The sequence below is a fragment of the Enterobacter sp. BIDMC 26 genome, from assembly GCF_000534435.1.
Lineage (GTDB): Bacteria > Pseudomonadota > Gammaproteobacteria > Enterobacterales > Enterobacteriaceae > Enterobacter > Enterobacter ludwigii.
In genome coordinates this window covers 1,316,565-1,342,861 of record NZ_KI973182.1, presented here as the reverse complement: position 1 = coordinate 1,342,861, position 26,297 = coordinate 1,316,565, and the positions used below count along the sequence as shown (strand labels likewise).

Sequence of the window (26,297 nt, the reverse complement as noted above, 5' to 3'; positions counted from 1 at the left end):
TCCCCTCCGTCACGGGCTCAGGCATAAATTATGCATTGGTAACTTCTTAGCAACAAGAACTTAGGATGTATAACGACGATGAGTAATGCTTTTACATTTAGCCTTAAGCGTAGTTGCTTTGATGAAAATTATAACCCTTCAGAAAATACGCGTACCACCACCAACTTCGCCAACCTGGCCCGTGGCGAAAAACGCCAGCAAAACCTGCGTAATACGCTGGTGATGATGAATAACCGTTTTAACGCGTTAGCGCGCTGGGACAACCCAAAAGCCGATCGCTATGCGCTCGAACTGGACATTATTTCTGTGGATTTGCATATCGGCGCTGAGAAGCCCTTCCCGGCTATCGAAATATTGCAGACAACGATCGTTGATAAAAAGACCCATGAGCGCATCGACGGTATCGTTGGAAATAATTTCTCGTCCTATGTCCGCGATTATGATTTCAGCGTCTTGCTGCCGGAGCACAATAAAAATCAGTCCCGCTTCGCGCTCCCGGATAATTTTGGTGAGCTGCACGGCACTATTTTCCGGCATTTCGTTAACTCACCTGAATACAAAGAGAACTTCAAAAAGGCACCGGTGATCTGCCTGAGCGTCTCCAGCAAAGACACCTACCGCCGCACGGGCAACCAGCACCCGGTGCTGGGCATCGAGTATCGTCCGGACGGTACATCCTTAACCGAGCAGTACTTCGGGAAAATGGGTCTGCAGGTTCGTTACTTTATGCCTGAGAATAGCGCAGCGCCGTTTGCGTTTTATTTCACCGGCGATTTATTACGGGATTACACCAACCTGGAGTTGATTAGCACCATCAGCACCATGGAGACTTTCCAGAAAATTTATCGTCCTGAAATTTACAATGCGAACTCAACCGCCGGAGAATGCTACCAGCCCGATCTGAATCATGAGGATCATTCATTAACAAAAATTGTTTATGACCGCGAAGAACGCAGTCGGCTGGCAATTGAACAGGGCAAATTTACGGAAGCGTATTTCATCAAGCCCTATAAACCTCTTCTTGAGCAGTGGTCAGGTCACAACACGCTTTAATTAATCGATAATAAAGGTCTTCTACTATGAAAACATTGCTCCCGACTTCAACGGCTGGCAGTTTGCCTAAGCCAACCTGGCTTGCGCAACCCGAAACGCTCTGGTCCCCATGGAAATTGCAGGATCAGGAATTACTTGCCGGTAAACAGGATGCGCTGCGTTTATCTCTGGATGAGCAGATCCGTGCGGGCATTGATATTGTCAGCGACGGGGAACAGACTCGTCAGCACTTCGTCACCACCTTTATTGAACACCTCAGCGGCGTTGATTTTGAGAACCGCCAGACCGTGCGAATTCGTAACCGCTATGACGCAAGCGTGCCGACCGTGGTGGATGCCGTCGCGCGTCAAAAACCGGTGTTCGTTGATGATGCAAAGTATTTACGCCAGCTCACGGATAAACCGATCAAGTGGGCTCTGCCCGGCCCGATGACCATGATCGACACCCTCTATGACGCTCACTATAAAAGCCGTGAAAAGCTGGCCTGGGAATTTGCCAAAATTCTCAACCAGGAAGCGAGAGAGTTAGAAGCGGCGGGCGTTGATATCATCCAGTTTGATGAACCGGCCTTTAACGTGTTTTTTGATGAGGTGAACGACTGGGGTATTGCCGCGCTGGAACGTGCCATCGAAGGTTTGCGCTGCCAGACCGCGGTCCATATCTGCTACGGGTATGGCATCAAAGCCAATACTGACTGGAAAAAAACGCTCGGTTCAGAATGGCGGCAGTATGAAGAAGCCTTCCCTAAACTGCAGACGTCCAATATCGACATCATCTCTCTGGAGTGCCACAACTCCCGCGTACCGATGGACCTGCTGGAACTGATCCGCGGCAAAAAGGTGATGGTGGGTGCCATTGACGTGGCGACCAATACCATTGAGACGCCAGAGGAAGTGGCCGATACGCTGCGTAAAGCGCTGCAGTTTGTCGATGCCGACAAGCTGTGGCCATCAACAAACTGCGGGATGGCCCCGCTCTCACGTCAGGTTGCCAACGGAAAGCTCAACGCCCTGAGCGCCGGCGCCGACATTATCCGTAAAGAACTCGGCGCGTAATCGCTACGTCTGCCAGTAAGGCGGGGTGCCGAAAAGCGCCACGTAATGATCAATCACCGCCCTGACGTTCAGGGGCGGGTGACGGGCGTGAGGATAGATCGCCGCAATGTTCAGCGGCTCGGTGTTTATAGCGCACTCCCGTTCCGCGAGGAGTGCGACCAGTTCCCCCTTCTGCAGTCTGTCGCCAATCAGCCAGTCCGGAAACAGCACGATCCCCATCCCGCCCAGCGCGGCAATGAGCAGCGACTCCGCATTATTGGAGGTCATCAGCGGCACCACGGGGTAATGCACCCAGGCTTCCCCCTGACCTCGCACCAGCCAGCGATTGGGACCTGACGACCCGCGGTAGACCAGGCACCGGTGACGACTGAGGTCATCCGGCCCGTCTGGCACACCGTGTTTTCGCAAATAGTCCGGCGACGCGGCCAGATGGTAACGCTGCTGGCCAAAAACCCGCGCGTGAAAGGTTGAATCCGTCAGCATGCCGATGCGAAAGATAACGTCGGCGGCATCTTTGTGCGGGTCGATAAAGTCATCGGTCAGCGTCAGCTCTATATTCAGCCGGGGATACCGCGCCGCCAGTGCAGGCAGACCAGGGGCAACGTGTCGCTGCCCAAAGTACACCGGGCCATTTATGCGCAGCGTGCCGGAAGGCTCCGTCGAACGCTCATCCAGCTCACGACGCGCCTCCTCCAGGCTTTCCACCATCGCTCTGGCGTAGCGGATAAAAAGGTGGCCGCTTTCCGTTGGGATCACCGCCCGGGTATTACGATAGAAAAGTTGCTGGCCGAGCGCGTCCTCAAGCTGATGGATAACGCGTGAAACCTGCGAGGCAGACATCCCCTCCCGCCGGGCGACCACAGAAAAGTTTTGCGCTTCGTAAACCGCAATAAAAACCCGCAGCGAGCGGATATTCATATTTCCGGCATCAACCATTAGTGCATTTCCTGCAAAGGTGTTTCCTGCATTATGGCATTTTTCTCATCGATGTTCAGGGCTAGTCTGTTTCGCCTTCAGAACGTAGAGATAATGAATATGCAATGGATGTTAATTTTACTGGTTATTCTCGGCGGCATGGGCCTCTCCGTAGAGGCTGGCTTGCTGGGGCCACTGGGTGGGGAAGTCGGCGATTTATGGGCCACGTTCAGTATTTTCGGTACAGGTGCCGCGCTGACGTTTCTGCTGATGCTGTTTTTCAGCCCGCGTAACAGTCCGTCGTTTTTCGCACAGCCCGCATGGCAACTGCTCGGTGGCGTACTCGGGCCCGTTTACGTCGTCATTTTGACCCTCGCCACGCCGGCCATCGGCATTGCCCTGACGATGATTGGCATTCTGGCAGGTCAGGTCTTTAAGAGTCTTATCATTGACCACTATGGGTTGCTGGGCACCACGCCCAGAAAGATTAACGGTAAACGCATCATCGCGCTGCTTTTCATCATTGCCGCGCTGGTTCTGGTTGCACAGGGGTAACAAAATGACACTGATTATGATTATGTTGGCAGTGTGTGGCGGTGCGACGCTGAGCATCCAGGCCGCCATCAACGGACAGCTGGGAAGCAGCGTGGGCGTCTTTAAAAGCGCGTTTCTGACGTTTTCCGTTGGTGCGCTGGTCACCGCCCTGCTGATCTTCTTCTTTGAACCCAAACAGGCCGTTACCCTGATGGACGTGCCCAAATGGCAGTTGCTCGGTGCCCTGTTCGGCGTGCCCTACATTGTGATAATGGTACTGGCGGTACAACGTATCGGTACCGCCGTTGCCACGGTCGCGGTGATCTTCGGCCAGCTCACCATGAGCATGTTGATTGACAGCTTTGGCTGGCTGGGTAACGCCGTCATTCCGTTTTCGCTGAGCCGTCTCGGGGCCATCGTCTGCCTGGCCATTGCGCTGATCTTCATCTACCTCAGCAGCAAAACCCCCGCCGAACCGGCGCCCGGGCGCGAGTAACGTCACGCCTTGCGGGTAAAGAACAGCGTCACCGTGGCGACGGTGACGCCCAGTTTCTTCAGCTCTGTTTTATTGAACAGATGGGTTTCATCCTGCAGGTACATCCAGTCGTCAAAGTGCAGCAGCCAGGTGCTGCCATTGGCTTTCACCTGCATGCTGTAATGCCAGTTGAAGGCGTTTCCCGCCGCCTGCCCGGTGGCCACCCCTTCGATATCCCCTGCCGTGCCTTCGTAGCGATCGCCCCCCATCCGTCGGATATGCCATACCCGCTGCTGCTTTTCGCCGTCGTCATAGACGAAATGTTCATTGAGCGTCAGCGTATCGCCGATAACGTCCCCGGCAATCTCAACGTGAAACCGGCGCAACTGTTTACCGCTGCGATCCTGCACCATGCCCCACGCTTCGGTTTTCCCCTGAAAATAGTGGAAGATATCCAGCTTCGGCTGCTGCTGACGGTATTCCGTCACCTCTGTACTGCAGCCGGCCAGCAGCATCGTTACCGCCAGCGCGATGACCAGAATACGTTTCATTGTTGCCCTCCTGTCAGCTGCTGACGCAGCGCGGGATATTGCGTGCGGGGACTGAGCCAGATTGCCAGAAAGCGCGTGCTGAACGCGGCGGACTGACGTGGTCCCAGTGGAATAAAGTCTTTCTGCGCCGCCGAAGCGCGGTACCAGAACTGCCCCTGCCTGTCGGTGACCACAAACGCCAGCTGGCTGCCCGGCCCAACATCGGGCCAGAGCGACTGGAGCATACGCAGCCAGGCTTCGCTTTGGGGTTCCTGCTCGAGGATCCCCTGTGCCTGCCACTGATCGCGCGTTGCCTCAACCAGGTCGTCACGGTCGATTTCACGCGCGTAAGTGATGATCAGCGCCCGATCCCCGTTCTCCCCGCTGTAACGCCCCTCCGGCGTGCGAAGCTGTGAGGTATAGACGGTGAACGGCCCCCAGGTCAGCGTGGCGTCACCGACCTTGCGCCAGGTCAGCCAGTCGGCAGCCTGAGCCACGGGGGACAGGATTATCAGTAAGAGAAGCAGTGCCGCAGCTCTCATTTTTGTCTCCCCACCAGCAGATGGAAAAACAGCATCAATACCAGCCAGCCCGGTGCCATCCAGCTGATGACAATAAAGGTCGGCTCCAGAAAAGTAATGGCGCCAAGCCGTTCGCCAATCAGATAGGCGACAGGCCCGCCCACGGTTGCCAGCAGGGTCAGCAGCCAGCCGGGTAATGTTGTTGTGCGCGTCAGCTGAGTCCAGACGGTGGCGAACATCAGCCACAGTGCCACCATCCACAGCGGCAGCAGTGACTCACCCGTAAATGCAATCAGGCCCGTCAACGCCCAGAGCGCATCCAGCAGGCTCCCTGCCGCGGCCAGCGCAATGGCGTAAAGTCGGTACGCGGACGGCAACAGCAGGCAGGCCACGACCGCCAGCACGATCCAGATAATCAGGCCCTGCTCGCGAAAGAGCACCACCAGCGCCCAGTAAAAATCGAACGCGATAGCCAGCAGAAAGACCTGCAAATAATGTTTCATACGCGCTCGGCGGTCAGCTGCACCACGCTGATGGTGCGGGCGTTAAACCCGGCTTCGCAGTAGCCGAGGTAGTACAGCCACATCCGACGAAACCGCTCATCGAACCCAAGCTTTTCAATCTCCTGCCATGCATGCACGAAGCGCTGGCGCCAGAGAGCCAGCGTGCGGGCATAGTCGGGCCCCATATCAAAGAGATTGCGCATCACGAAATCGGTGTGGCGCGTCATAAGCTCATTCATGGCGGTGATGCTTGGTAAAAAACCGCCGGGAAAAATGTAGCGCTGGATAAAGTCGACGCTTTTGCTGTAGTCGCGATAGCGCTGGTCCTGAATGGTGATGGCCTGTATTGCCATACGACCTCCCGGTCGCAGCCTGGCCTGACAGGTGCGGAAGAAGGTTGGCAGATAGCGCTGCCCCACGGCCTCAATCATCTCTATCGAGACCAGCTTGTCGTACTCTCCGGTGAGGTCGCGGTAATCGCACAGCAGTACCTCAACGCGATCCTGCAACCCGGCGCGGACAATCCGTTCTTTCGCCCAGAGATACTGCTCCTGCGACAGCGTCGTGGTGGTCACCCGACAGCCATAATGACGGGCGGCATATTCCGCCATCGCACCCCAGCCGGTGCCAATTTCCAGCAGGTGATCATTGGCGTTCAGCGCCAGCTGATCGCACAGGCGAGCCATTTTGGCCTGTTGAGCCGCCGTGAGATCCTGCTCATCTGCGGTGAACAGCGCACTGGAGTAAAGCAACTCGTTGTCCAGAAAATGGGCATAGAAGGTGTTACCCAGATCGTAATGCGCGGCAATATTTTCGCGGGCCTGGGCGCGTGAGTTTCGCCGCGTCCAGTGGCGAAGCCGTTCAAGCGGCCTGCTGAACAGGCGAAATCCCTTTTCCAGCCGGCCAAGCACCGGCCCGTTAAGCGCCAGGATCTCAAGCAATGGCGTGAGCTGTGTGGTTTCCCATTCGCCATCCATCCAGGCCTCAGCGGCGGCAAGGCTGCCCCCCGTTAAGACACGCCAGTACACGCCCGGGCTCAGGATCTGAACGTCAGCATGCAGCGCTGCGGATGTCTCGCCGAAATGGAACGTCTGCGCACCCTCACGCAGGGTCAGCGAACCGCCGCGGATACCGCTTAAGAGACGAAACAGCAGCCAGCGCGCGATGCGGACGTTGCGCGGGATATCGGGTTCAAGCGCAAAGACGGGATCGGTCATGAGCGTTCACTCCTGCTGACGGGATGGTTATACAGCGGCACGCGCTTGAGCCACAGCCGCAGCGCCTGCCAGTAAATAGCGAAAACGGTTTTGAGGGTCATCAGTGGAATGCGCAGCAGCAGCGACCGCAGTGCCGCCCGGGTAAGCGGCTCCCGGCGTAGCGCCAGCGTGGCGTCAAACACCTTCGCTTCCTGATGGTTTTCAATGTGCATATGCAACGAGTCGTCAGGCGGGTTAAAGCGCCAGTGGTAAACCATGTCCATCGGGTTAAAAGGGGAAACATGAAACGCTTTTTCTGTGGGACGCGCATCCTGCCCATTCACCGCGTAGTAATGACGCTCATTCCACGGGGTATTGCGAACTTCCGCCAGCACCCAGCGCAGCGTCTCCGCCCGGTCATAGCAGTAGTAAAAGTTGACCGGATTAAAATGGAATCCGAAGTAGCGCAGCTGCGTCAGGAGCATAACCCGCCCCTGCGGCCGTTCTCCGGTCAGGCTTTCAAGCCTGGTGAGGACATTCTCTTTAAGCGGCGTGCCCAGCGGATAATCTGCATCATGGAACGAGGCGGCGGCAACGCGATTGCGACGTACCCCGACCGCGGGCAACGTCTCCAGCTCATCGAGATCGAGCCAGGCCATAAAGACGCTGTAGCGGAACTGGTGCGCTTTCGGCCGGAAGCGACGATGGCGTAATACACCGTGATAGAGGCAGCTGTTCATTTCAGTTCCCCTCCCCGGCGGCTATCGCATTCACCACGTCCAGCGCACTGCGCACGCCATCTTCATGAAAGCCGTTGTACCAGTAAGCGCCGCAGAACCAGCTACGCTGGTGGCCGTTAATCTCACCGCGACGCGCCTGTGCACGCCAGCTTTTGGGGTTAAACAGCGGGTGTTCATAGACAAAGCGTTTCATAACAAAGCGTTCATCCACGGGGATGTCCGGATTAAGGGTGACGCAGAACAGCGGGCTACCCGCAGGCAACCCCTGCAAAATATTCATGTTGTAGGTGACGCAGGCGCTGGCCTGATCCTGCTGGCTCAGACGGTAGTTCCAGCTCGCCCAGGCACGCTGACGTACCGGTAGCCAGCGCGGATCGCTGTGAAGCACCACCTCATTACGCTGCCAGCCGATATCGCCCAGCACGTCCTGCTCAGCCGCGCTCGGCGCGTCAAGCATCGCCAGCGCCTGCCCGGAGTGACAGGCAAAAATCACCTGATCAACGCTGTGGCTCGCGTTGTCGAGCTGGATCGTTACCCCATTCTGCTGACGAATCACCCGCTGCACCGGGGCGTTGAGGTGCAGCGTCAGGCGGTCACCGAGTTTATCCAGCATGGCGCGGATGTATTCCCGCGAACCTCCGGGCACGACGTACCACTGCGGACGATGCGTCACATCCAGCAGGCCGTGATTGTCAAAGAAACGCAAAAAGAGCGGCAACGGAAAACGTTTCATCTCCTGCAACGACGATGACCAGATGGCCGCCCCCATCGGCAGAATGTAGTGACGTGCGAAAAACGGCGTAAAGCGGTACCTGTCCAGAAACGTCTGCAGCGTCGCGTGCGGGTCTGGCTCGCTCTCCAGTGCCTGTTTCGCCAGGCGATTAAAGCGGACAATCTCCCCGAGCAGCCGCCAGAACGACGGGTTCACCAGGTTTCGACGCTGGGCAAATAACGAGGTCAGGGTGTGTCCGTTGTACTCCAGCCCGGTTTGCGGGTTATGCACCGAAAAGCTCATCTGCGTCTTTTGCCCGCTGATACCCAGCTCGCTCAGCAGGCCCATAAATCGTGGGTAGGTACGGTCGTTGTAGACGATAAAACCGGTATCGATGGCGAAAGTGCCCTGTGGCGTCGGCACGTCAACCGTGGCGGTATGCCCGCCGGGAGTGGCCCCCGCTTCGAACAGCGTCACCTCATGATGACCGGCAAGACGCCAGGCACAGGTCAACCCGGCGATGCCGCTGCCGATAATGGCAATCTTCATGAACGCACCATCCTGCGCAGCAGTGCGCGCTGAAGAAATGCGGGAAGCCCTGAGAGCAACCGCAAGATAAGGCCAAACCCCACCGGAAACGCAATTTGCATTTTCCCTTTTGCCAGCCCGGCCCGAATGGCCTGCACGGCCTCCTCAACGCTCACCCTGCCCGGCATGGCAAAGTCATTTTTTCGCGTCAGCGGCGTATCAACGAAGCCAGGGAATACCACCGTCACGGCGACCCCTTTCGGCTCCCAGTCGAGCCGCAGACTGTCGGCAAACCAGCTCAGCGCCGCTTTGGACGCGCCGTAAGCCTCTGCGCGCGGGAACGTCAGCCAGTGCGCCATGGAGCTGACCAGCACCACGCGGTTGCCTGAAACCAGCTGCGGCTGTAACGCGGCCAGACAGTTCACCGGCCCGAGGAAATTGGTGGTCATCACCCGCTCTACCAGCGCGGCATCCACCACGCCCTGCTCAAGGTATTCGCAGGTACCGGCGCAGAGAATAACCAGGTCGGCATAGCAGCCCGTCAGCGCCTGGCGACAGGCGTCCCTGTCTGTCATATCGAACAGGCGAACCGTGATAGTGGGGCTGTGCTGATGCAGGGCGTCCAGACGCGCCGGATCGCGCCCGCAGGCGATAACCGTGTGGCCGTCAGCAGCGAAGGATTTCGCCAGCCCGGCGCCGATGCCCGAACTTGCTCCGGTAATCAGAACCGTGCTCATGCGTTCACCCTCCGCTTCACGCCGCGCACTGCCCAACCGAGGAGCGGAAGGTGTTCGTAGATCATCTCTCCGGCGTCGTAATAGTCACGCTGGCGAGTAATCAACCCATGCTCGGTCTCCACCACCGAACATCCCGGCAGGTCGAGCGGCTCGCCTCCGGCAATGCGCGGATGCGACCAGTGCATAATCCACGTGACAACGAAACGGCGGTCACCGAACAGCGGAGGATCAATGGTAAAACGGCAATTTTCAACATTGGCAAGCAGATGGGTGAAATAGCGCTGGAGCGCGAAAATCCCGTCATGCTCGCCGAACGGATCGATAAGCGTGGCATCCGAATGATAAAGCCCGACCAGCGCTGAGGGCGGCTGGCTATCCAGTGCGGTGTAGTACTCAACAAACCGACTCACGACAGAGGGCAAAGTGCTCATGGGTCACATCCTGGCGGTAAACAACGTGGCGTAATCGCATAATTAAAACTTACACAATTAACGTTATTTGTCCAAGTTTGTGTAAAACTATTTTTTATTTATATTGTTTTTCAAATAGTTATACCTTGCTCGTCGATACTTTTTTCAGCACCTTTTCTGACACACCTGTTTCCCGTTTTGCTTTTCAGTTTTACCTTAAGGCGCATTTCCCCTTCTTCTTCCAGACTTATCCTTTTTAATCATAAGGATGAGGAAACCCCGCGATGAAACGTTTCTTTCTGTCACTTTTCTCCAGTCCGGAATCATTGCTCCAGGTGATGAGCCAGCAGGAAATTATCGAAGCCGTGGAGGATGGCGATCGCATCATCATCGACCAGGACGGGAACGCCTCGGTAAACTACAAGAGCAACGAGGTGCGACAGGATTTCCTGCGTCATGTTAACGCGCTGAAGAGGGCCTGATATGGGAACGGCTATCTTTATGGTGCTGATGGTCTGTGGGTACTGGTACACCAGCCGTGACCTGTCGACCCGTTTTAAAATCAAGCGATCTTTCGGCTGGGATGTCTATTTTCTCGTTGCCCTGTATGGCTGTATCTTCGTTCTGCAAGGGGTGATCGCCACGGGGCTGCTCTGGCTGTTGCTCTATGCACTTTCTGCCGCCGACAACACCTTCCACTTCACGGCGCAAACCTATGCCGACTGGCAAATAGATTTTATGAACTGGAGCTTTTTAGGTATTCAGGCACCGGTTGTCGTCATGCTGGCCTTCGCCATCCTGTTTTGTCTTTATCGTTCTAACTGGGCAGGCAGCGCCAGGCTGGACGGAGAAGGCAGGAAGAAGCTCTACAAACGTCTCGCGCAGTCGAGCGGTATCGAACAACTGCTGTATCAGTGTATGGAGCAAGGGGAGCTGGCGCAGGTGACGCTGCGCTCGAGACGGATTTATGTCGGCATGATCCACACCGCAACGCTCGAGTATGAAAAAACCGCCAATATCGTGCTGATCCCTATGCTAAGCGGCTATCGCGATGAAAAGACAATGCGAATTTGCATCGAAAATAATTACAGCAAATGGTATGCCCGCCACGACATTACTCTGGATTCAGAACCCGGAAGTGCGATGGACTTCAGAAAGGTGATCATGCTGAATCAGATTGAGAGTATTTCCCTGTTTGACCCGGCCAGTGCCAGCTCGCTGGCGCTGGCGGAACGGGCAGAAGATGATGACTAAAGGCAGGAGCCTGGCATTCACTGCCAGGCTCAGCGCCAGCTCTTCCATGCTAAGCGTATTTCGTCGACGGCCGATCGTGCCCCGGGTCAGGCGGCGTTTTCTGTCAGCCGTTCTACTCCCTTTTTCAATGAGCTTATGACCTCATCCGCTGCGATCCCCATTTGCGCATGAATAATCGCGCCGTCGATCAGCATCATGATTTCATTAACGGTTTTCTCATCGGTTATGCCGGTCAGGGACGCTATTTTTGCCTTTGTTTCGGTTTTATGATTGCGGCAAATATCTTTTATTTCGCCTTCATTTTCTTCAGATTTTGCTTCTGCGCTGGCATTAATAAAGGCGCACCCATGGAATAACGGCGAAATAAACCATTCATACAGCGTGTCAGATAATGCACTGGCCGGGGTTTTACCCGCAGCAAGATGTCGACGCAGCGTGCTTTCAAACCAGTCAATCCATATTTCGTGTCGATAGTGGAGATAGGCAACAATCAGTAAAATTTTCCCAGGAAAATGGCGATAAAACGTCACTTTAGTGACTTTAGCCTGCTTGATAATGGTATCCACGCCCGTTGCTTTAAATCCGCTGGAATAAAACAGATCGTGCGCGGTAAGCAAGATTTTTTCCCTCACACTGATTGTTTTATCGTTATTCAAGTTGACTCTGTTCACAGATCGACGGCCTCAATTGACAGGTTGACAGCGTTATTTTTCAGGCCTAGATTAACACCAGTAGACAGACCTGTCTACCTAATGCCAACCAGAGGTAGCCGAAATGAACACACGCCCCCCTTTACCGCCTTTTACGCGTGAAAGTGCCATCGAAAAAGTCAGACTGGCAGAAGATGGCTGGAACAGTCGCGACCCGGCCAAAATCGCACTTGCCTATTCGCTGGATACCCAGTGGCGAAACCGCGCGGAGTTTGCCACTAACCGTCAGGAAGCACAGGCATTCCTGGAGCGCAAATGGAAAAAAGAGCTGGATTATCGTCTGATCAAAGAGCTGTGGGCATTTACGGAAAACCGTATCGCCGTGCGCTATGCCTATGAATGGCATGATGATTCGGGCAACTGGTATCGCTCTTACGGTAATGAAAACTGGGAATTCGAGCCGGATGGTCTGATGAAGCGCCGCTTCGCCTGCATCAACGATATGCCGATAAAAGCGTCTGAGCGCCTGTTTCACTGGCCGCTGGGCAGACGTCCTGATGACCACCCTTCACTGAGCGACCTGGGGCTGTAGGTTTCGTCAGGATCATGCTTCGCCATTACGGGGGGTTATACGCTCCGGGTAACCTTGCGGTTACCCGGGCGGGCTTATCTTTTACACCACGAAAAAGAGGCAGACTATTATTTAAATCACACCCAACTGTTTCATCAGCGTCAGGTTATCTTCAATATGCCAGTTGGAAACTATTTTACCGTCGCCGATCTCATAGATATCCGTCGCGATAAAATCAACGTTCTGACCCTGCCCTTTTATTTTGCCGAATGTCCCGCTGAAATGACCGTGGAAATGCAAATGGGACACGACACGATTACCCGTAACGATCATTTGTTCCACCTCGCAGCGTAAATCCGGCACCGCGGTGCGAAATGCCCTCGAGGCCATAATGGCGCCCTCTGGCCCCTGTTTACGGCCTTCCGGTGGGGTTTTATCCACAAAATTAACCGCCAGCGCTTCCCGCGCCAGAGACTCTTTGCCGGTATCCCAGAACGTGGCATACGTAACGGCCGCATGTTCGCTCGCCGTTAATTGCGTTTGCGACAGCGTGTTATCCACGATAAGAAGATTCGGTTTCACCCGGTCGCTCTGGGCCGAATAAGCCACGCCGGATACGCCAGCCAGAATTAACGCCAGCACAGCTGGACGTGCATATGTTGAATATTGCATAAACGCTTACAACCTGTGATTACGTTTTCCGCCAGCATGTTCACTGCCGGAATCAATTCGGATCAACGCGGGGTCAGTTAATTAATGCCCCGCCCTCAATATCAATCACCGAGCCCGTAACAAAGGCATTATCGATGGCAAAGAGATAGCCCTGAGCAACGTCTTCCGCTCGTCCCCACACTTTAGCGGGCAACGTTTGTGCTGCAACAGTCAGCATTTTTTCCCGCGCAGCCGCATCCATCCCGGCGTGGGCTTCGGTATCGGTCAGACCCGGGCTGATGACGTTTACGCGACGCGGTGAAAGTTCTTTTGCCAGCACTTTTGTTGCCGCCTCGATGGCGGCGTTCATGGTGGTTTTGACTATGGCACCGGCTACCACGCGGCGTGCAACAAATCCGCTGGTCAGCGTCAGCGTACCGCGGGGCGAAATATTCCCGCTCAGATACCTGGCGACATGCATGCTGCCCCAAAATTTGGTATCAAAAGCCAGTTTCGCCGCGCCAGGGTCGAGGGTCGAAAGCGGCCCTCCCGGTGCCTGAGAGCCGGCCGTGACAATAATATTGTCGACCTCACCCAGCGTTTCGCTTAACGCGATCACCTCTGCTTCATTGCTAATATCGAGGACGAGGGTCTCAACAGAGGCGGGAGATGGACTGAGCCGCGCGCGGGCAGCGTTCAGTTTCTCTTTATTGCGTCCCGCGAGAATAATGGCGTCACCGCGCTCTGCCAGGGCACGGGCTACAGCAAAACCAATACCGGACGCGCCGCCAATAATTAACGTTTTACGGGTCATCATTTTTCCTCACACAGGTTGTAAGTAGGGTAATCGGTATACCCCACCGCTGTACCACCAAAGAGCGTGGCGGGATCGCTGACGTCATTCAGCGGCCAGTGATGCGCCAGCCGCTGTGGTAAATCGGGATTGGCAATAAACGGGCGTCCAAACGCAATCAAATCGGCATACCCTGCTGCGAGGATTTTTTCCGCCTTTTCGGGAGTATAATTTCCTGCCACGATCAGGGTGCCACGGAATGTTTCGCGCAGTTTTTTGCGGAAACTCTCCGGAACCTGTGGCGCATCATCCCAGTCGGCTTCCGCCAGGTGAATAAACGCAATACCTCGTTGCTGGCACCAGGCCGCGAGGGCGAGAATGGCTTCGATGACCTGCGGATCGTTCATTCCCCGCTGTGTAATAAACGGCGAAAGCCGGATACCGGTACGCTCAGCGCCAATGGCCTGCGCAATGGCATCGAGCACCTCCTGCGCGAAGCGGATCCGGTTCACGAGACTGCCGCCATACTCATCCGTGCGGATGTTTGACGTGGATCTCAGGAACTGATCAATCAGATAGCCGTTTCCGCCGTGCACCTCCACGCCATCAAACCCGGCCTGAACGGCATTGAGCGCCGCCTGTCGGTACTGTTCGACGACGCGCACGATCTCTTTTCGCGACAGCACGCGTGGCGTCGGGCAGTCAACCATTTGACCTTCGCCATGTTCATTCACCACCCATACTTTCGCATCGGGTGCCAGCGCGGAGGGCGCGACGGGCAGTCCGTCTTCGTGAAAACGGGCATGAGACATCCGCCCCACGTGCCAGAGCTGGGAAAAAATCACCCCTCCCGCCTGATGGACCGCGCCGGTAGTGAGTTGCCATCCCGCAACCTGCTCTGGCGTATGGATCCCCGGAGTCCATGAATAGCCCTGGCCCTGAGGCGAAATCTGCGTGGCTTCGGTGATGATTAAGCCCGCGCTGGCCCGCTGTCGGTAATATTCAGCCATCAGCGTCGAGGGAATATTTCCCGGCTGAAGAGCGCGGGCACGGGTCATTGGTGCCATGACGATGCGATTTTTCAGGTTGAGTTCCCCTAACCTGTAGCGTTCAAAAAGTGAGGTCTGGTTCATCTGGACGTCCCTTGTGGTTACGATGAAATCACTTTACAGGCGGCATCTGATTTTGATAATTACACTAAAATCAGATGCACTTTTCGGTAAATATGAATAATGGGTAAACTCGAAGATATGGCGCTGCTGGTTGAAGTGGCCGAGGCTGGCGGGCTTTCCGCCGCTGGCCGCCGCCTGTCACTTTCCCCGGCCACCATGACCGCCCGCCTCAAGGCGATTGAAGAACGCTACCAGACGCGCCTGTTTCACCGTTCCACGCGGGCTATCTCCCTCACCCGGGCGGGCGAAGAGTTTTACCATGCAGCACTGCGCGTGCTGGAAGAGATGCATCATGCCGAGTCGTTACTGGCACAAAAAGAGGGCGTGCTCAGCGGCAACATTCGTCTTTCCGCCCCCTCTGACTTTGGCAGGCAGTATCTCAGCCCCGCCGTCATGGCATTTTCCCGCCTGCATCCGGAAATCAAATTTTTCATTTACTTAAGAGAACACGTAGAGGATCTGGTCGCTAACCGGCTGGATATGAGCATTCGCTTCGGCAACCTGCCGGACAGCAGCCTGGTGGTCAGAAATATCCGTCCCAATCACCGGGTGCTGGTCGCGTCAGCAGCGTATCTTAACGACCAGGGTATCCCTGCCTCCTGTGACGCGCTGACGGACCACCGCTGTCTGGCGCTGGAATCGCAAGGGGTGGTGATGAATGAATGGCGGTTTGAGGTTGAGGGGAAAGAGCGCGTCGTTCGCGTAGAGCCTGCCATGGTCTGTGATGACGGGGCGCTGCTTCGTCAGTGGGCCCTCGACGGGGCTGGCATTGTGGGCAAATCGTGGTGGGACGTGAAGGACGATGTCGAGAAAGGAAGGCTGAAAGTGTTGCTTGCCGGGAGCTTCACCGGCTTTAGCCGGTTTGATCGCAAAGATGTCGGGCTACAGTTTGTCTACCCGCAACGGAAACTCCAGCCGCTTCAGGTCACCGCATTTAGCCAGTTTTTTATCGACTGGCTTAAAAAGACTGAACGCGGTGAGCTGATGACGTCGTGAAGCCGCCGGTTGCGTTAAACGGCCCCCGTCGGCCGGTTAAAATACATCAACACACGGCTGACCGACTTTATGAAGGGCATCGGTCAAGCGGGTCCGAAGTTCATTCAGCGCCGCTTCTTTCTCCGCCAGTTGCGCCAGTTTGCGCCGCAAAGCGGCCTGTTTTTCCTCCGCGGTAAAGCGGTCATCAACCCAGACCGCCAGAACATCGGCGATTTCAGCCAGGGTAAACCCCAGCATTTTTGCATGCCCGATCAGCTTCAGCCGTTGTAAATCCACAGCCGAGTAGACTTTGTAGTTATTACTGCCGTTTGGCTGCGGAATTTTTTCCAGCAAGCCCGCCCTTTCATAATAACGCACCGTCTCTTTCGATAACCCAGTTCTGGCACACAGCTCGCCGATCCTCATCGCGTCGTTCTCACTTTGTAAAAATCACGCTTGACCGTGTACCTGAGTACACGGTTTATCCTGTGCCGCACAGACAGGGAAAACGGGATTTATGTTATGAATTCTTTTGATTATACAGGAAAAACAGCACTGGTTACCGGTGCATCCTCGGGCATAGGACGGGAGTTCGCCCGCCAGCTCGCGGCCCGTGGCGTGGGGTTGATCCTGGTTGCCCGCTCCGAGGCAACGCTGCAGGCGCTTGCGGCTGAGCTACACAAAACGCACGGCGTATCACTCACCGTTATCGTGCAGGACTTAACGCTGCCTGAGGCCATTACCCACATTGTGGAACGACTGGAAGCGTTACGGCTTTATCCCGATATTTTGATTAATAGCGCGGGGTTTGCCACCTACGGGCGATTTGAAAAGCTATCTCTGGCGCGCCAGCTTGAAGAGATCAACGTCAACTGCGTCGCCCCCGTGGCACTCGCGCACGCCCTGCTGCCCGCCATGCTGCGTAAAGGTTCAGGCGTGATGATTAATGTGGCCTCAACCGCTGCCATGCAACCGGATCCGTATATGGCAATTTATGGGGCAACAAAGGCATTTTTACTCTCCTTTTCGAACGCGCTGTGGGGAGAATACCGCGCTCACGGCATCCGCGTGCTGGCGCTTTGCCCCGGCGCAACGGATACCGCCTTTTTTGAGGTGGTGAACGCCGAGGAAGCGTCAGTGGGCAAAAGAATGCCAGCGCAGAACGTGGTCGCGCTGGCGTTACGGGCCGTGGATACGCAACGCAATACGCTGATCCCCGGCTGCGGCAACTGGCTGCTGGGCCAGTTACACCGGTTTGTCACCCGCCGACGTCTGGCGATCATTGCTGAAAAAGTATTACGACCTAAGCCTGCCGGTCAGGGGACGCGCTCAGACGCATAATCCCGTTCAGGTCAAAGCGTGACGTTTCAGTGCCGCGCAATTGCACTGAAACGCGCGCAACCTCTCGCAAAGACTGACAATATCCCGCGAAAAACAGTGATACACTTAGCCGACCTGGTTGATGATGCAGTCTTAACGGCTCAGGGCTAACGAGTATTATCCCTCGGGTTCCACAGACGACTGTGCATGTGCCATCTGCCCACTCAACCATGTGACCCAATTACCAAATGGTCACACGTTGTCAATCGGAGCCTGTCACGCTAAGCTGAAATAATGACTAAAGACATGAACACCCCATCCACACGTGGTCCACTCGATCACACGGTCCGAGAGCAAATCGTCGAAGCGGCGTATGAGCACTTCGGCCATTACGGCTATGAAAAAACCACCGTCGCCGAACTTGCGAAAGCCATCGGTTTTTCAAAAGCCTATATCTATAAGTTTTTTGATTCCAAGCAGGCAATCGGCGAGGTCATCTGCGCGAACCGTCTTGATATGATCATGGCGGCGGTCAATGCAGCCATCGCTGATGCGCCATCCGCAAGCGAAAAGCTGCGTCGTCTGTTCAGGGCGCTCACCGAGGCGGGAAGTGAACTGTTTTTCCATGAGCGTAAACTCTACGACATCGCCGCCGTTGCCGCGCGGGACAAGTGGCCTTCAACCGAAAGGTATTCCGAACGTCTGCTGAAGCTGATTGAGAGCATTGTTGTCGAGGGCAGAAAAGCCGGTGAGTTCGAGAGAAAAACCCCTCTGGACGAAGCTACACTGGCGATCTATATGGTGATGTGCCCTTTCATTAACCCTGTTCAGCTGCAGTACAACCTCGAAGCCGCCCCGACCGCGGCGGTTGTCCTCTCCTCTCTGATTTTGCGAAGCCTGGCCCCCTGATTAGTGACCATTGACTTTATTGGTCACTCGAATGAGAATGCGGATACCGTCCTGTTAATGTAATAAGGGTTCCCATGCTCAGGCTTCATTCAGCCCGCCTTGCCGTATGCCTCCTGCCGTTTGCCCTGGTGGCATGCGGCGATAACCACGCCAGTGACGATCCGCGCACGCAGCCACCGCTTGTCAGGTTTGCGTCCGTGATCCCTGCGAACGAGACGTCACGCGCCTTTACCGGCGTGGTGGTGGCAAGAACGCAAAGTGATTTAGGCTTCAGGGTGCAGGGCAAAATTCTCGAACGTCTTGTCGATACGGGTCAAACCGTTAAGCAGGGCCAGCCTTTAATGCGTCTGGATCCTGTTGATCTGAAATTACAGGCGCAGGCCCAGCAGCGAGCGGTGGATGCTGCCCAGGCGCGCGCACGTAAAGCGTCCAGCGATGAGGCGCGTTATCGCGGCCTTGTGGCATCCGGTGCAGTGTCGGCGTCAGAGTACGACCAGATTAAAGCCGCAGCCGACAGCGCCAGAGCGGAGCTCAGCGCTGCCCGGGCACAGGCAGGCGTGGCGCAAAACGCTACCGGTTATGCCGTGCTACTTGCCGATTCAGACGGCGTGGTGATGGAGACGCTTGCCGAGCCTGGACAGGTGGTCAGCGCCGGGCAGGCGGTGATCCGTCTGGCCCGCGCGGGGCAGCGCGAGGCGCTGGTCCAGTTGCCGGAAACCCTGCGCCCTGCCGTAGGAAGTACAGCCCTGGCAACGCTCTACGGTAACGAAAAGCAGCCCGTTAGCGCGAAGCTGCGCCTGCTGTCTGATTCAGCCGATGCGACCACCCGTACCTTTGAGGCCCGATACGTGCTGGATGGCGCGCTGGCGAACGCGCCGCTGGGGGCGACCGTGACGCTGAGCATCGAACACGGCAAAGGCGACAGCCGGGTGATGCAGGTTCCTCTGGCGTCTCTCTACGATGCGGGGAAAGGGCCTGGCGTCTGGCGTATTTCCGCTCAGCCGACAAAAGTCGTCTGGCAGCCTGTCAGGGTGCTTAGCGTAGGGGATGATATCGCCAGAGTGACCGGCGGCGTGCAGCCCGGAGAGAAGATTGTTGCGTTAGGCGTCCATCTTCTGCACGAAGGCGAAGCGGTCCGGCTGGTGGAACAGCGCGATGCCACTCAGGCGGGGATGACACCATGAGTGGAGGTCGTTTCAACCTGTCAGCGCTTGCGGTACGCGAGCGCTCGGTCACGCTGTTCTTGATTATTCTGGTTACCCTTGCCGGTATTTTCTCGTTTTTTGGCCTTGGCCGCGCGGAAGATCCACCCTTCACGGTTAAGCAAATGACGGTTATCACCGTCTGGCCCGGGGCAACCGCACAGGAAATTCAGGATCAGGTCGCCGAGCCGCTGGAAAAACGTCTGCAGGAACTCAAATGGTATGACCGCACGGAAACGTATACCCGCCCCGGTATGGCGTTTATCACGTTGTCATTGCAGGACAAAACCCCGCCTTCTCAGGTTCAGGAAGAGTTTTACCAGGCGCGAAAGAAACTGGGGGATGAAACCAAAAACCTTCCGGCAGGCGTCATGGGGCCGATGATCAATGATGAGTTTTCCGATGTCACCTTTGCCCTTTTTGCACTGAAAGCGAAAGGCGAACCACAGCGTCTGTTAGTGCGTGACGCCGAAGCCCTGCGCCAGCAGCTTTTGCACGTTCCGGGCGTAAAGAAAGTGAACATCATCGGGGAACAGGCCGAGCGGATTTACATCTCCTTCTCGCATGACCGTCTGGCAACACTGGGACTCTCGCCGCAGGATATTTTCACCACGCTCAACAGCCAGAACGCATTAACCGCGGCGGGCTCGATTGAAACGCGCGGGGCGCAAATCTTTATCCGCCTCGACGGCGCTTTCGATAAATTGCAGAAGATCCGCGATACGCCCCTTATCGCGCAGGGCAAAACGCTCCGGCTGTCCGACGTAGCAACGGTTGAACGGGGGTATGAAGATCCACCGACCCTGCAGATCCGTAACCAGCAAGAACCCACCCTCCTGCTCGGTATTGTCATGCGTGAAGGCTGGAACGGCCTGGCGCTGGGTAAAGCGCTGGATGCTGAAACGGCAAATATCAATGCGAATATGCCTCTGGGGATGACCCTGACGAAAGTCACCGATCAGTCGGTGAATATCCGCTCGTCGGTCGATGAGTTTATGATCAAGTTCTTCGTCGCCTTGCTGGTGGTGATGGTGGTGTGTTTTGTCAGTATGGGGTGGCGCGTGGGCATCGTTGTCGCGGCGGCAGTGCCGCTGACGCTGGCGGTCGTTTTTGTCGTGATGGAAGCCTCCGGTATAAACTTCGACCGCGTTACCCTGGGCTCCCTTATTCTCGCCCTCGGCTTACTGGTTGATGATGCCATTATCGCCATCGAAATGATGGTGGTAAAAATGGAGGAAGGCTACGACAGAATCAAAGCCTCCGCCTACGCCTGGAGCCATACCGCCGCGCCAATGCTGGCCGGAACCCTGGTGACAGCCATCGGGTTTATGCCGAATGGTTTTGCGCAGTCAACCGCCGGGGAGTACACCAGCAATATGTTCTGGGTAGTCGGCCTCGCCCTGATAGCTTCGTGGTTTGTGGCGGTGGTATTCACCCCTTATCTGGGCGTCAAAATTCTGCCGGACATCGCAAAAGTCGAAGGCGGTCATGCCGCCATCTATGACACCCCGCGCTATAACCGTTTTCGTCATACCCTGAGCCGCGTGATCGCCCGAAAATGGATCGTCGCCGCGTCCGTCGTGGCCATCTTCACCCTCGCAGTACTGGGGATGGGGCTGGTTAAAAAACAGTTTTTCCCGACGTCCGACCGCCCCGAGGTGCTGGTGGAAGTGCAGATGCCGTATGGCACATCGATTGAGCAAACCAGCGCCGCCACCGCGAAAATCGAAGCGTGGCTGCGCAAACAGCCTGAAGCCAGCATCGTCACCGCCTACATTGGCCAAGGTTCGCCGCGCTTTTATCTGGCGATGGCCCCTGAGTTGCCCGATCCCTCTTTCGCGAAGGTTGTCGTCATGACGGACAGCGAGAAGTCACGCGAGGCGCTGAAGTTCCGCCTTCGCGAAGCGGTAGCCCGCGGGCTGGCTCCGGAGGCTCGCGTGCGGGTCACGCAGCTGGTGTTCGGGCCTTATTCTCCCTTCCCGGTCGCCTGGCGTGTAATGGGACCGGATGTCGATAAACTGCGTGACATTGCAGATAACGTCAAAGGTGTGCTGCAGGCCAGTCCGATGATGAGAACCGTCAATACCGACTGGGGTTCACGCGTACCGACCCTGCATTTCACCCTCGATCAGAACCGCCTGCAGGCTACCGGTTTAACGTCGAACGCCGTTGCCCAGCAGCTTCAGTTCCTGCTGTCGGGCGTTCCCATCACCTCCGTGCGGGAAGATATTCGCTCGGTACAGGTTACGGGCCGCGCCGCAGGTGATATCCGCCTTGACCCGGCGAAGATAGAGGGTTTTACCCTGGTGGGTAACGCCGGGCAACGCGTTCCGCTGTCACAAATCGGGGAGATTGAGATCCGAATGGAAGATCCGCTGTTGCGCCGTCGCGATCGTACGCCCACGATTACCGTGAGGGGAGACATTGCCGAAAACCTTCAGCCCCCGGATGTGTCAACCGCCATCATGAAACAGCTGCAACCCATTGTTGATTCGCTTCCACCTGGCTATCGCATCGAAATGGCGGGATCGATTGAGGAATCCGGCAAAGCCACCCAGGCCATGGCCCCGCTGTTCCCCATCATGATTGCCCTGACGCTGCTGATAATCATTCTGCAGGTGCGTTCACTCTCGGCCATGGTCATGGTATTCCTGACCGCACCGCTGGGGCTTATTGGTGTGGTTCCTACGCTGCTGCTTTTCAATCAGCCATTTGGCATCAATGCCCTCGTCGGCCTGATCGCGCTTTCGGGGATCCTGATGCGAAACACGCTGATTCTCATTGGTCAAATCGATCACAACCAGAAGGACGGTCTCGATCCGTTCCATGCCGTGGTTGAGGCGACCGTACAGCGCGCGAGGCCGGTCTTACTGACGGCCATGGCCGCCGTGCTGGCGTTCATTCCCCTGACGCACTCCGTGTTCTGGGGAACGCTGGCCTACACGCTGATTGGCGGAACGCTAGGGGGAACCATTATTACCCTCGTCTTCCTGCCTGCGATGTATGCGATCTGGTTTCGGATCAAGCCCGCCGCCTGACGGTGCCGGGCTGGCGTCCGGGATAAGCCCGGCAATCCAGTCTGCAAAGGCACGCACTGCGGGAGAGAGAAAACGCTGATGGGGATAAAGCAACGTGACGGGCACCGAAGGCGGTTGCCAGTCAGCCAGAACCTCAACCAGCCTTCCCTCCCGCAGATGCGCTGAGACAATACTCTCAGCCAGCTGCGCCAGCCCGAAACCTTCAAGGCACATGTTGATATAAAGCCCGGTGGCATTTACGGCCGCTTCGCCGCGGACAGGGATGGAGACCGTCTCTGTCCCGCGGACAAAGCGTAACGCATCCGCCCGTCGGGTCTGATCGGAAAAATAGTGTATCGCCCGATGCTGTGATAAGTCGTCTGGCGAGCGGGGAGTACCGAACTTCCTGAGATAGTCCGGTGAGGCACAGGTCACCCAGCGAAACCGGCCCAGAGGACGGGCAACAAGAGTCGAGTTATTCAGATCCCCCGTTCGGATCACACAGTCCACCCCCTCCTGCACCAGATCAACCTGCCGATCGTTGACGCCCAGCATCAGGTAGATATCCGGATAAAGCCGGTAAAAATCTTTCAGGTGAGGCATCACGATGAAATCCGCGATCCCGCCCGGCATATCCACCCGCAAGCGTCCCTGCGGGCACCGGACTGACGCCGTCAGGCTCGTTTCCGCATGCTCGATTAACGCCAGTATTTCCTGGCATTGCGCCAGATACTGCACACCTTCAGCGGTGAGGCTCACCCGCCTTGTCGTTCTGTTAAGCAGGCGCACCTGGAGGTAATTCTCCAGATTTTTTATGCTGCTGGTGACCGTTGACGAAGGCAGAGAAAGCGTTTCGGCTGCGCGGACAAAGCTTCCGGCCTGCGCTACCCGCATGAAGATCTGCATTGCCTGAATACGATCCATCTTTTCTCCCCCGACCGTCGCTCACATTATTCTTCGTAGATTATGAATAATGAAAACACGTTAAGCATCTTTTTCGCCGTAATCGGGTGGCGTAATTTCTCACCCATGAAGAGACAAAGGACAAGAAGATGAGCGATTACCTGAGAAATATGATTAACAATCAGAGCATAACCCCACCCGCCACGTTGATTAAGGGCGCAACCCTGCTCAGCATGGATGACAGGGTGGGTAATTTTGAACGCGGCGATATCCTTATCGAAGGCGCAAAGATCGTCGCCATTGGTGAAAATCTGGCAGCAGAAGGCGCCCGCATAATAAATGCCACACATATGATTGCCATGCCGGGCCTGGTGGATACCCATCGTCATGCCTGGGAGGGACAACTGCGCCGCATTAACCCCGACGCCAAAACGCTTGAAGATTACTGCAACGCCACGCACTTCTCGTTCGCCAGGTATTATCGCCCTGCCGATATTTATATCGGCAACCTGCTCACCGCCCTGGGGTGTATTGATGCCGGTATCACCACGGTGATTGATAATTCCCATAACAGCCGCACCGCTGCGCATTCGGACGCGGCCGTTGAGGCCCTGCTGGATGCGGGGATCCGCGCCGTACACGCTTCCGGTGCACCGGTGTCCGGAGAATGGGATCGCGCGCACTGGCCCGGTAACTGGCAGCGCCTGCAAGAAAAGTATTTCCAGAATAACCCTGAAAGTCTTGTTTCGCTGGCGGTCATGGCCCAGCTGGAGCCGGAGAAATGGCTGGAGGCCCGCAGGCTGGGGTTGCCAATCGTGACCGAATTCTTTGGGGGTGAAATGGCGTCGCAGCTTGAGGCACTGCATCAGCAGGGGCTTCTGGGGCCGGACAATATTTTTAATCACTGCACCGCACTGCCGGACGACGGATGGAAAATCCTGCGGGACGCGGGCGTACGCGTGAACGTCTGCCCCCGTTCCGATGCGCACTATGGGATTGAAGACGGCATGTTTGCCCTTCAGTCCGCGCTGCGCCACGGCATCAGCCCCGGCCTCAGCGTTGACAATGAAACGTCGTACAGCGGCGACATGTTTATGGAAATGCGCGTGGCTTTTTACCTCCAGCGCGTCATGGGCATGCATCAGCAGCACTGCTGTGGTTCAGCGCACACCGTAAATACGCTTCATACCCAACAGCTCCTGAAAGCAGCCACCGTTGATGGTGCGGCCTGTGCAGGGTTACAGGAGAGCATCGGCAGCCTGACGCCGGGTAAACAGGCCGACCTGGTGCTTATTAACGCCGGCGATCTCAACCTCTATCCGTCCGGCAATGCATTTGGCACGGTGGTCCATGCGGCAGAGCGCAGCAACATCCATACCGTCATGATTTCCGGACGAATCGTGAAGCAAGACGGCAACGTGCTGGGGGTCGACATCACCCGCCTTCGCGAGGCCATTGATGAATCACGTCATCATCTCTTTACCTCAGCCGGGTATGAGCCGGACATATTTGCTGACGCCTTCCTGCCGCTGGCGCAGGATTAAGCCCCTTCAACCACAACAAATGTCCCGGTTGCCGCCCCCGCGCGCAGCTTTCTGGCGGCCACGTACCCGGGACTGTTATAAAAACGTTTGGCCTCAGCATACGAATCAAACTCTAGAACGACGTGGCGTTCATGCGCCTCCCCTTCGAGATTTTCATATTCCCCTGACCAGACGATGACCCGGGGGTTGAACCCCTGCAGCGCTTCCCCGGCAGCGTTCGCATATTCTGCATAGGCAGCAGGATCTGTGACGGTCACGTGGGCGATTAAATAACCTTTATTCATCTTCTTTATCCTTCCTGAGGACTGTTGCCGGTGGTGTAAAACGCATCAACCTGTTTGACAGCGTTACGCGGTACGAAGACACTCTATTAGTCATCAATAAGGGAATAAATCACCCAAAAAATAACGCACTGTTACCCGGAAGGTGAACAATGAAAAACCTGCATGCACTGACTATTTTTGCGCGCGTCGCAGAAATGCAGAGCTTTACTCAGGCGGCAGAGAGCCTGGGCATTAAGAAAGGCCGCGTTTCAACGGTCGTACGTGAGCTTGAGCATGACCTCGGGACGACGCTGTTGCACCGGACTACCCGCGCGGTACAGCTGACCGAAGACGGTCGGGCTTTTTATTCGCGCGCCCAGGATTTGTTAGCAGATGCAGAAGATCTGCAGTCCATGTTTGCGCCTGGCGGCATGTCACTGCGGGGACGTTTACGCGTCGATATGCCAGCAGTGTTGGCCCAAAGCGTAGTGATTCCCGCCCTGCCACAACTGCTGGACGCGCATCCTGAACTTGAAATAGAACTTTCAAGCACAGACCGGCGAGTCGATCTGGTTCAGGAAGGCTTTGACTGCGTGATTCGTTTTGGGCCCATTGTTGATGAGACCCTCATTGCCCGACCGCTGGGTCAGCTACGGATGATTAACGCCGCCAGCCCACGCTACCTGGAGCGCGTCGGGGTGCCCGAGACGATCGACGACCTGCTTCGTCAGGGACACCGAATGGTGCATTACATGCGAAATTTTGGTGCCCGACCTGATGGCTGGCAGTACCCGGACGGTGATGGCTACCGGTCCGTGATGTTACCCGGCGCCGCGCGGGTCAACAGCGTACCGGCCTATCATGAAGCCGGGCTGGCGGGTCTGGGCTTAATTCAGGGCGGGTATTCCGCGCTGGCGCCCCATATCCAGCGCGGCGCGCTGGTTGAAGTGCTTCCCCATTTGCCTCCTGAACCGCTTAATGCCGCTTTCGTGGTCGCCCATCGGCGTAATTTATCGCAGCGTGTCAGAGCTTTTATGCACTGGACAGAAGTCATTTTAAAACCGTACTTTGATTAATATCCTGCTAAAGATATTCACGCTAATTGTCGGCGGCCGGACGGCAATATTATCTCGCCCAGGGACGTTTCTTGTGAAAGGAATATAC

General features: G+C 56.2%; 30 protein-coding genes. 14 read left to right on the top strand and 16 right to left on the bottom strand.

Annotated elements, in window-relative coordinates:
* The first annotated feature begins 78 nt into the window (after positions 1-78).
* On the top strand, positions 79-1,053 hold the full coding sequence (locus L462_RS16880; protein WP_032678110.1) for a DUF1852 domain-containing protein: 975 nt from the start codon (positions 79-81) through the stop codon (positions 1,051-1,053).
* A 26-nt stretch (positions 1,054-1,079) separates the two neighbouring features.
* A complete protein-coding gene (locus L462_RS16885; protein ID WP_025204256.1) occupies positions 1,080-2,108 on the top strand; it encodes a methionine synthase in 1,029 nt (342 codons plus the stop codon).
* 3 nt (positions 2,109-2,111) lie between these two features.
* Here L462_RS16885 and L462_RS16890 read toward each other — a convergent pair whose 3' ends face one another.
* The gene (locus L462_RS16890; RefSeq protein ID WP_014169965.1) at positions 2,112-3,044 is read right to left on the bottom strand and encodes a LysR family transcriptional regulator; all 933 of its coding nucleotides are present in this window, start codon (positions 3,042-3,044) and stop codon (positions 2,112-2,114) included.
* A 99-nt stretch (positions 3,045-3,143) separates the two neighbouring features.
* Between L462_RS16890 and L462_RS16895 the strand changes: the two genes are divergently transcribed.
* Both L462_RS16895 and L462_RS16900 read left to right on the top strand, forming a co-directional pair.
* On the top strand, positions 3,144-3,578 hold the full coding sequence (locus L462_RS16895; RefSeq protein WP_025204258.1) for a DMT family transporter: 435 nt from the start codon (positions 3,144-3,146) through the stop codon (positions 3,576-3,578).
* Positions 3,579-3,582: 4 nt separating this feature from the next.
* A complete protein-coding gene (locus L462_RS16900) occupies positions 3,583-4,053 on the top strand; it encodes a DMT family transporter (RefSeq protein ID WP_032678109.1) in 471 nt (156 codons plus the stop codon).
* A 2-nt stretch (positions 4,054-4,055) separates the two neighbouring features.
* Here L462_RS16900 and L462_RS16905 read toward each other — a convergent pair whose 3' ends face one another.
* The 8 genes from L462_RS16905 to L462_RS16940 are packed head-to-tail and all read right to left on the bottom strand — an operon-like array spanning position 4,056 to position 9,930.
* A complete protein-coding gene (locus L462_RS16905) occupies positions 4,056-4,583 on the bottom strand; it encodes a DUF3833 domain-containing protein (protein WP_032678108.1) in 528 nt (175 codons plus the stop codon).
* Positions 4,580-5,104: a hypothetical protein gene (locus L462_RS16910; RefSeq protein WP_032678107.1), complete on the bottom strand. Its 525-nt coding sequence runs from the start codon at positions 5,102-5,104 to the stop codon at positions 4,580-4,582. Before L462_RS16910 ends, L462_RS16905 begins: the two co-directional genes overlap by 4 nt.
* The gene (locus tag L462_RS16915) at positions 5,101-5,586 is read right to left on the bottom strand and encodes a DUF2878 domain-containing protein (RefSeq protein WP_032678106.1); all 486 of its coding nucleotides are present in this window, start codon (positions 5,584-5,586) and stop codon (positions 5,101-5,103) included. The genes L462_RS16910 and L462_RS16915 overlap by 4 nt, the downstream gene beginning before the upstream one ends.
* A complete protein-coding gene (locus L462_RS16920; RefSeq protein WP_032678105.1) occupies positions 5,583-6,803 on the bottom strand; it encodes an SAM-dependent methyltransferase in 1,221 nt (406 codons plus the stop codon). Before L462_RS16920 ends, L462_RS16915 begins: the two co-directional genes overlap by 4 nt.
* Positions 6,800-7,522 (bottom strand): DUF1365 domain-containing protein, encoded by a 723-nt coding sequence (locus tag L462_RS16925; RefSeq protein WP_014169958.1) that lies wholly within the window; start codon positions 7,520-7,522, stop codon positions 6,800-6,802. Before L462_RS16925 ends, L462_RS16920 begins: the two co-directional genes overlap by 4 nt.
* A gap of 1 nt (position 7,523) precedes the next feature.
* On the bottom strand, positions 7,524-8,783 hold the full coding sequence (locus tag L462_RS16930) for an NAD(P)/FAD-dependent oxidoreductase (protein ID WP_032678104.1): 1,260 nt from the start codon (positions 8,781-8,783) through the stop codon (positions 7,524-7,526).
* A complete protein-coding gene (locus L462_RS16935) occupies positions 8,780-9,499 on the bottom strand; it encodes an SDR family NAD(P)-dependent oxidoreductase (RefSeq protein ID WP_032678103.1) in 720 nt (239 codons plus the stop codon). Before L462_RS16935 ends, L462_RS16930 begins: the two co-directional genes overlap by 4 nt.
* Positions 9,496-9,930, bottom strand: coding sequence for a nuclear transport factor 2 family protein (locus L462_RS16940; RefSeq protein ID WP_014169955.1), 435 nt, complete (start codon positions 9,928-9,930; stop codon positions 9,496-9,498). Before L462_RS16940 ends, L462_RS16935 begins: the two co-directional genes overlap by 4 nt.
* A 263-nt stretch (positions 9,931-10,193) precedes the next feature.
* On the opposite strand from L462_RS16940, the gene L462_RS16945 reads away from it, so the two are divergent.
* Together L462_RS16945 and L462_RS16950 are read left to right on the top strand one after the other, a co-directional pair.
* Complete coding sequence (locus L462_RS16945) at positions 10,194-10,391, top strand: hypothetical protein (RefSeq protein WP_008502331.1); 198 nt, start codon at positions 10,194-10,196, stop codon at positions 10,389-10,391.
* Position 10,392: 1 nt separating this feature from the next.
* Positions 10,393-11,163 carry a hypothetical protein gene (locus tag L462_RS16950; RefSeq protein WP_014169953.1) on the top strand — a complete coding sequence of 257 codons (771 nt, stop codon included), beginning with the start codon at positions 10,393-10,395 and terminating at the stop codon, positions 11,161-11,163.
* 86 nt (positions 11,164-11,249) lie between these two features.
* Here L462_RS16950 and L462_RS16955 read toward each other — a convergent pair whose 3' ends face one another.
* The gene (locus tag L462_RS16955; RefSeq protein WP_032678102.1) at positions 11,250-11,834 is read right to left on the bottom strand and encodes a TetR/AcrR family transcriptional regulator; all 585 of its coding nucleotides are present in this window, start codon (positions 11,832-11,834) and stop codon (positions 11,250-11,252) included.
* A gap of 103 nt (positions 11,835-11,937) precedes the next feature.
* Here L462_RS16955 and L462_RS16960 point away from each other — a divergent pair, with 103 nt between their 5' ends.
* Positions 11,938-12,405 (top strand): nuclear transport factor 2 family protein, encoded by a 468-nt coding sequence (locus L462_RS16960; protein ID WP_014169951.1) that lies wholly within the window; start codon positions 11,938-11,940, stop codon positions 12,403-12,405.
* A 111-nt stretch (positions 12,406-12,516) separates the two neighbouring features.
* On the opposite strand, the gene L462_RS16965 is transcribed toward L462_RS16960, so the two are convergent.
* From L462_RS16965 to L462_RS16975, 3 genes are all read right to left on the bottom strand, one after another.
* The gene (locus tag L462_RS16965; RefSeq protein WP_032678101.1) at positions 12,517-13,056 is read right to left on the bottom strand and encodes an ester cyclase; all 540 of its coding nucleotides are present in this window, start codon (positions 13,054-13,056) and stop codon (positions 12,517-12,519) included.
* A gap of 73 nt (positions 13,057-13,129) precedes the next feature.
* Entirely contained in the window at positions 13,130-13,852 is a 723-nt protein-coding gene (locus L462_RS16970; protein ID WP_181006730.1) for an SDR family oxidoreductase, read from the bottom strand.
* Positions 13,849-14,961 carry an alkene reductase gene (locus L462_RS16975; protein ID WP_032678099.1) on the bottom strand — a complete coding sequence of 371 codons (1,113 nt, stop codon included), beginning with the start codon at positions 14,959-14,961 and terminating at the stop codon, positions 13,849-13,851. The genes L462_RS16970 and L462_RS16975 overlap by 4 nt, the downstream gene beginning before the upstream one ends.
* A gap of 99 nt (positions 14,962-15,060) precedes the next feature.
* Here L462_RS16975 and L462_RS16980 point away from each other — a divergent pair, with 99 nt between their 5' ends.
* Positions 15,061-15,996, top strand: a complete 936-nt coding sequence (locus L462_RS16980) for a LysR family transcriptional regulator (RefSeq protein WP_032678098.1) — start codon at positions 15,061-15,063, stop codon at positions 15,994-15,996.
* Between the two features lie 36 nt (positions 15,997-16,032).
* Here L462_RS16980 and L462_RS16985 read toward each other — a convergent pair whose 3' ends face one another.
* Positions 16,033-16,401 (bottom strand): MerR family transcriptional regulator, encoded by a 369-nt coding sequence (locus tag L462_RS16985; RefSeq protein WP_020884230.1) that lies wholly within the window; start codon positions 16,399-16,401, stop codon positions 16,033-16,035.
* 96 nt (positions 16,402-16,497) lie between these two features.
* Here L462_RS16985 and L462_RS16990 point away from each other — a divergent pair, with 96 nt between their 5' ends.
* The 4 genes from L462_RS16990 (at position 16,498) to L462_RS17005 (ending at position 22,444) form a co-directional block, all read left to right on the top strand.
* Positions 16,498-17,316: an SDR family NAD(P)-dependent oxidoreductase gene (locus L462_RS16990; RefSeq protein ID WP_032678097.1), complete on the top strand. Its 819-nt coding sequence runs from the start codon at positions 16,498-16,500 to the stop codon at positions 17,314-17,316.
* Between the two features lie 273 nt (positions 17,317-17,589).
* On the top strand, positions 17,590-18,204 hold the full coding sequence (locus L462_RS16995) for a TetR/AcrR family transcriptional regulator (RefSeq protein ID WP_014169944.1): 615 nt from the start codon (positions 17,590-17,592) through the stop codon (positions 18,202-18,204).
* Positions 18,205-18,278: 74 nt separating this feature from the next.
* The gene (locus L462_RS17000; RefSeq protein ID WP_032678096.1) at positions 18,279-19,388 is read left to right on the top strand and encodes an efflux RND transporter periplasmic adaptor subunit; all 1,110 of its coding nucleotides are present in this window, start codon (positions 18,279-18,281) and stop codon (positions 19,386-19,388) included.
* The gene (locus tag L462_RS17005) at positions 19,385-22,444 is read left to right on the top strand and encodes an efflux RND transporter permease subunit (RefSeq protein ID WP_025204275.1); all 3,060 of its coding nucleotides are present in this window, start codon (positions 19,385-19,387) and stop codon (positions 22,442-22,444) included. Before L462_RS17000 ends, L462_RS17005 begins: the two co-directional genes overlap by 4 nt.
* Here the strand turns inward: L462_RS17005 and L462_RS17010 are convergent.
* Positions 22,367-23,347, bottom strand: coding sequence for a LysR family transcriptional regulator (locus L462_RS17010; RefSeq protein WP_032678095.1), 981 nt, complete (start codon positions 23,345-23,347; stop codon positions 22,367-22,369). The genes L462_RS17005 and L462_RS17010 overlap by 78 nt on opposite strands.
* A gap of 128 nt (positions 23,348-23,475) precedes the next feature.
* Here L462_RS17010 and L462_RS17015 point away from each other — a divergent pair, with 128 nt between their 5' ends.
* A complete protein-coding gene (locus L462_RS17015; protein WP_032678094.1) occupies positions 23,476-24,870 on the top strand; it encodes an amidohydrolase family protein in 1,395 nt (464 codons plus the stop codon).
* Here L462_RS17015 and L462_RS17020 read toward each other — a convergent pair.
* Positions 24,867-25,154 carry a DUF1330 domain-containing protein gene (locus tag L462_RS17020; RefSeq protein ID WP_014169939.1) on the bottom strand — a complete coding sequence of 96 codons (288 nt, stop codon included), beginning with the start codon at positions 25,152-25,154 and terminating at the stop codon, positions 24,867-24,869. The two genes, L462_RS17015 and L462_RS17020, sit on opposite strands and share 4 nt — an antisense overlap.
* A 149-nt stretch (positions 25,155-25,303) precedes the next feature.
* Between L462_RS17020 and L462_RS17025 the strand changes: the two genes are divergently transcribed.
* Positions 25,304-26,209, top strand: coding sequence for a LysR family transcriptional regulator (locus L462_RS17025; protein WP_032678093.1), 906 nt, complete (start codon positions 25,304-25,306; stop codon positions 26,207-26,209).
* The last annotated feature ends 88 nt before the right edge of the window (positions 26,210-26,297 follow it).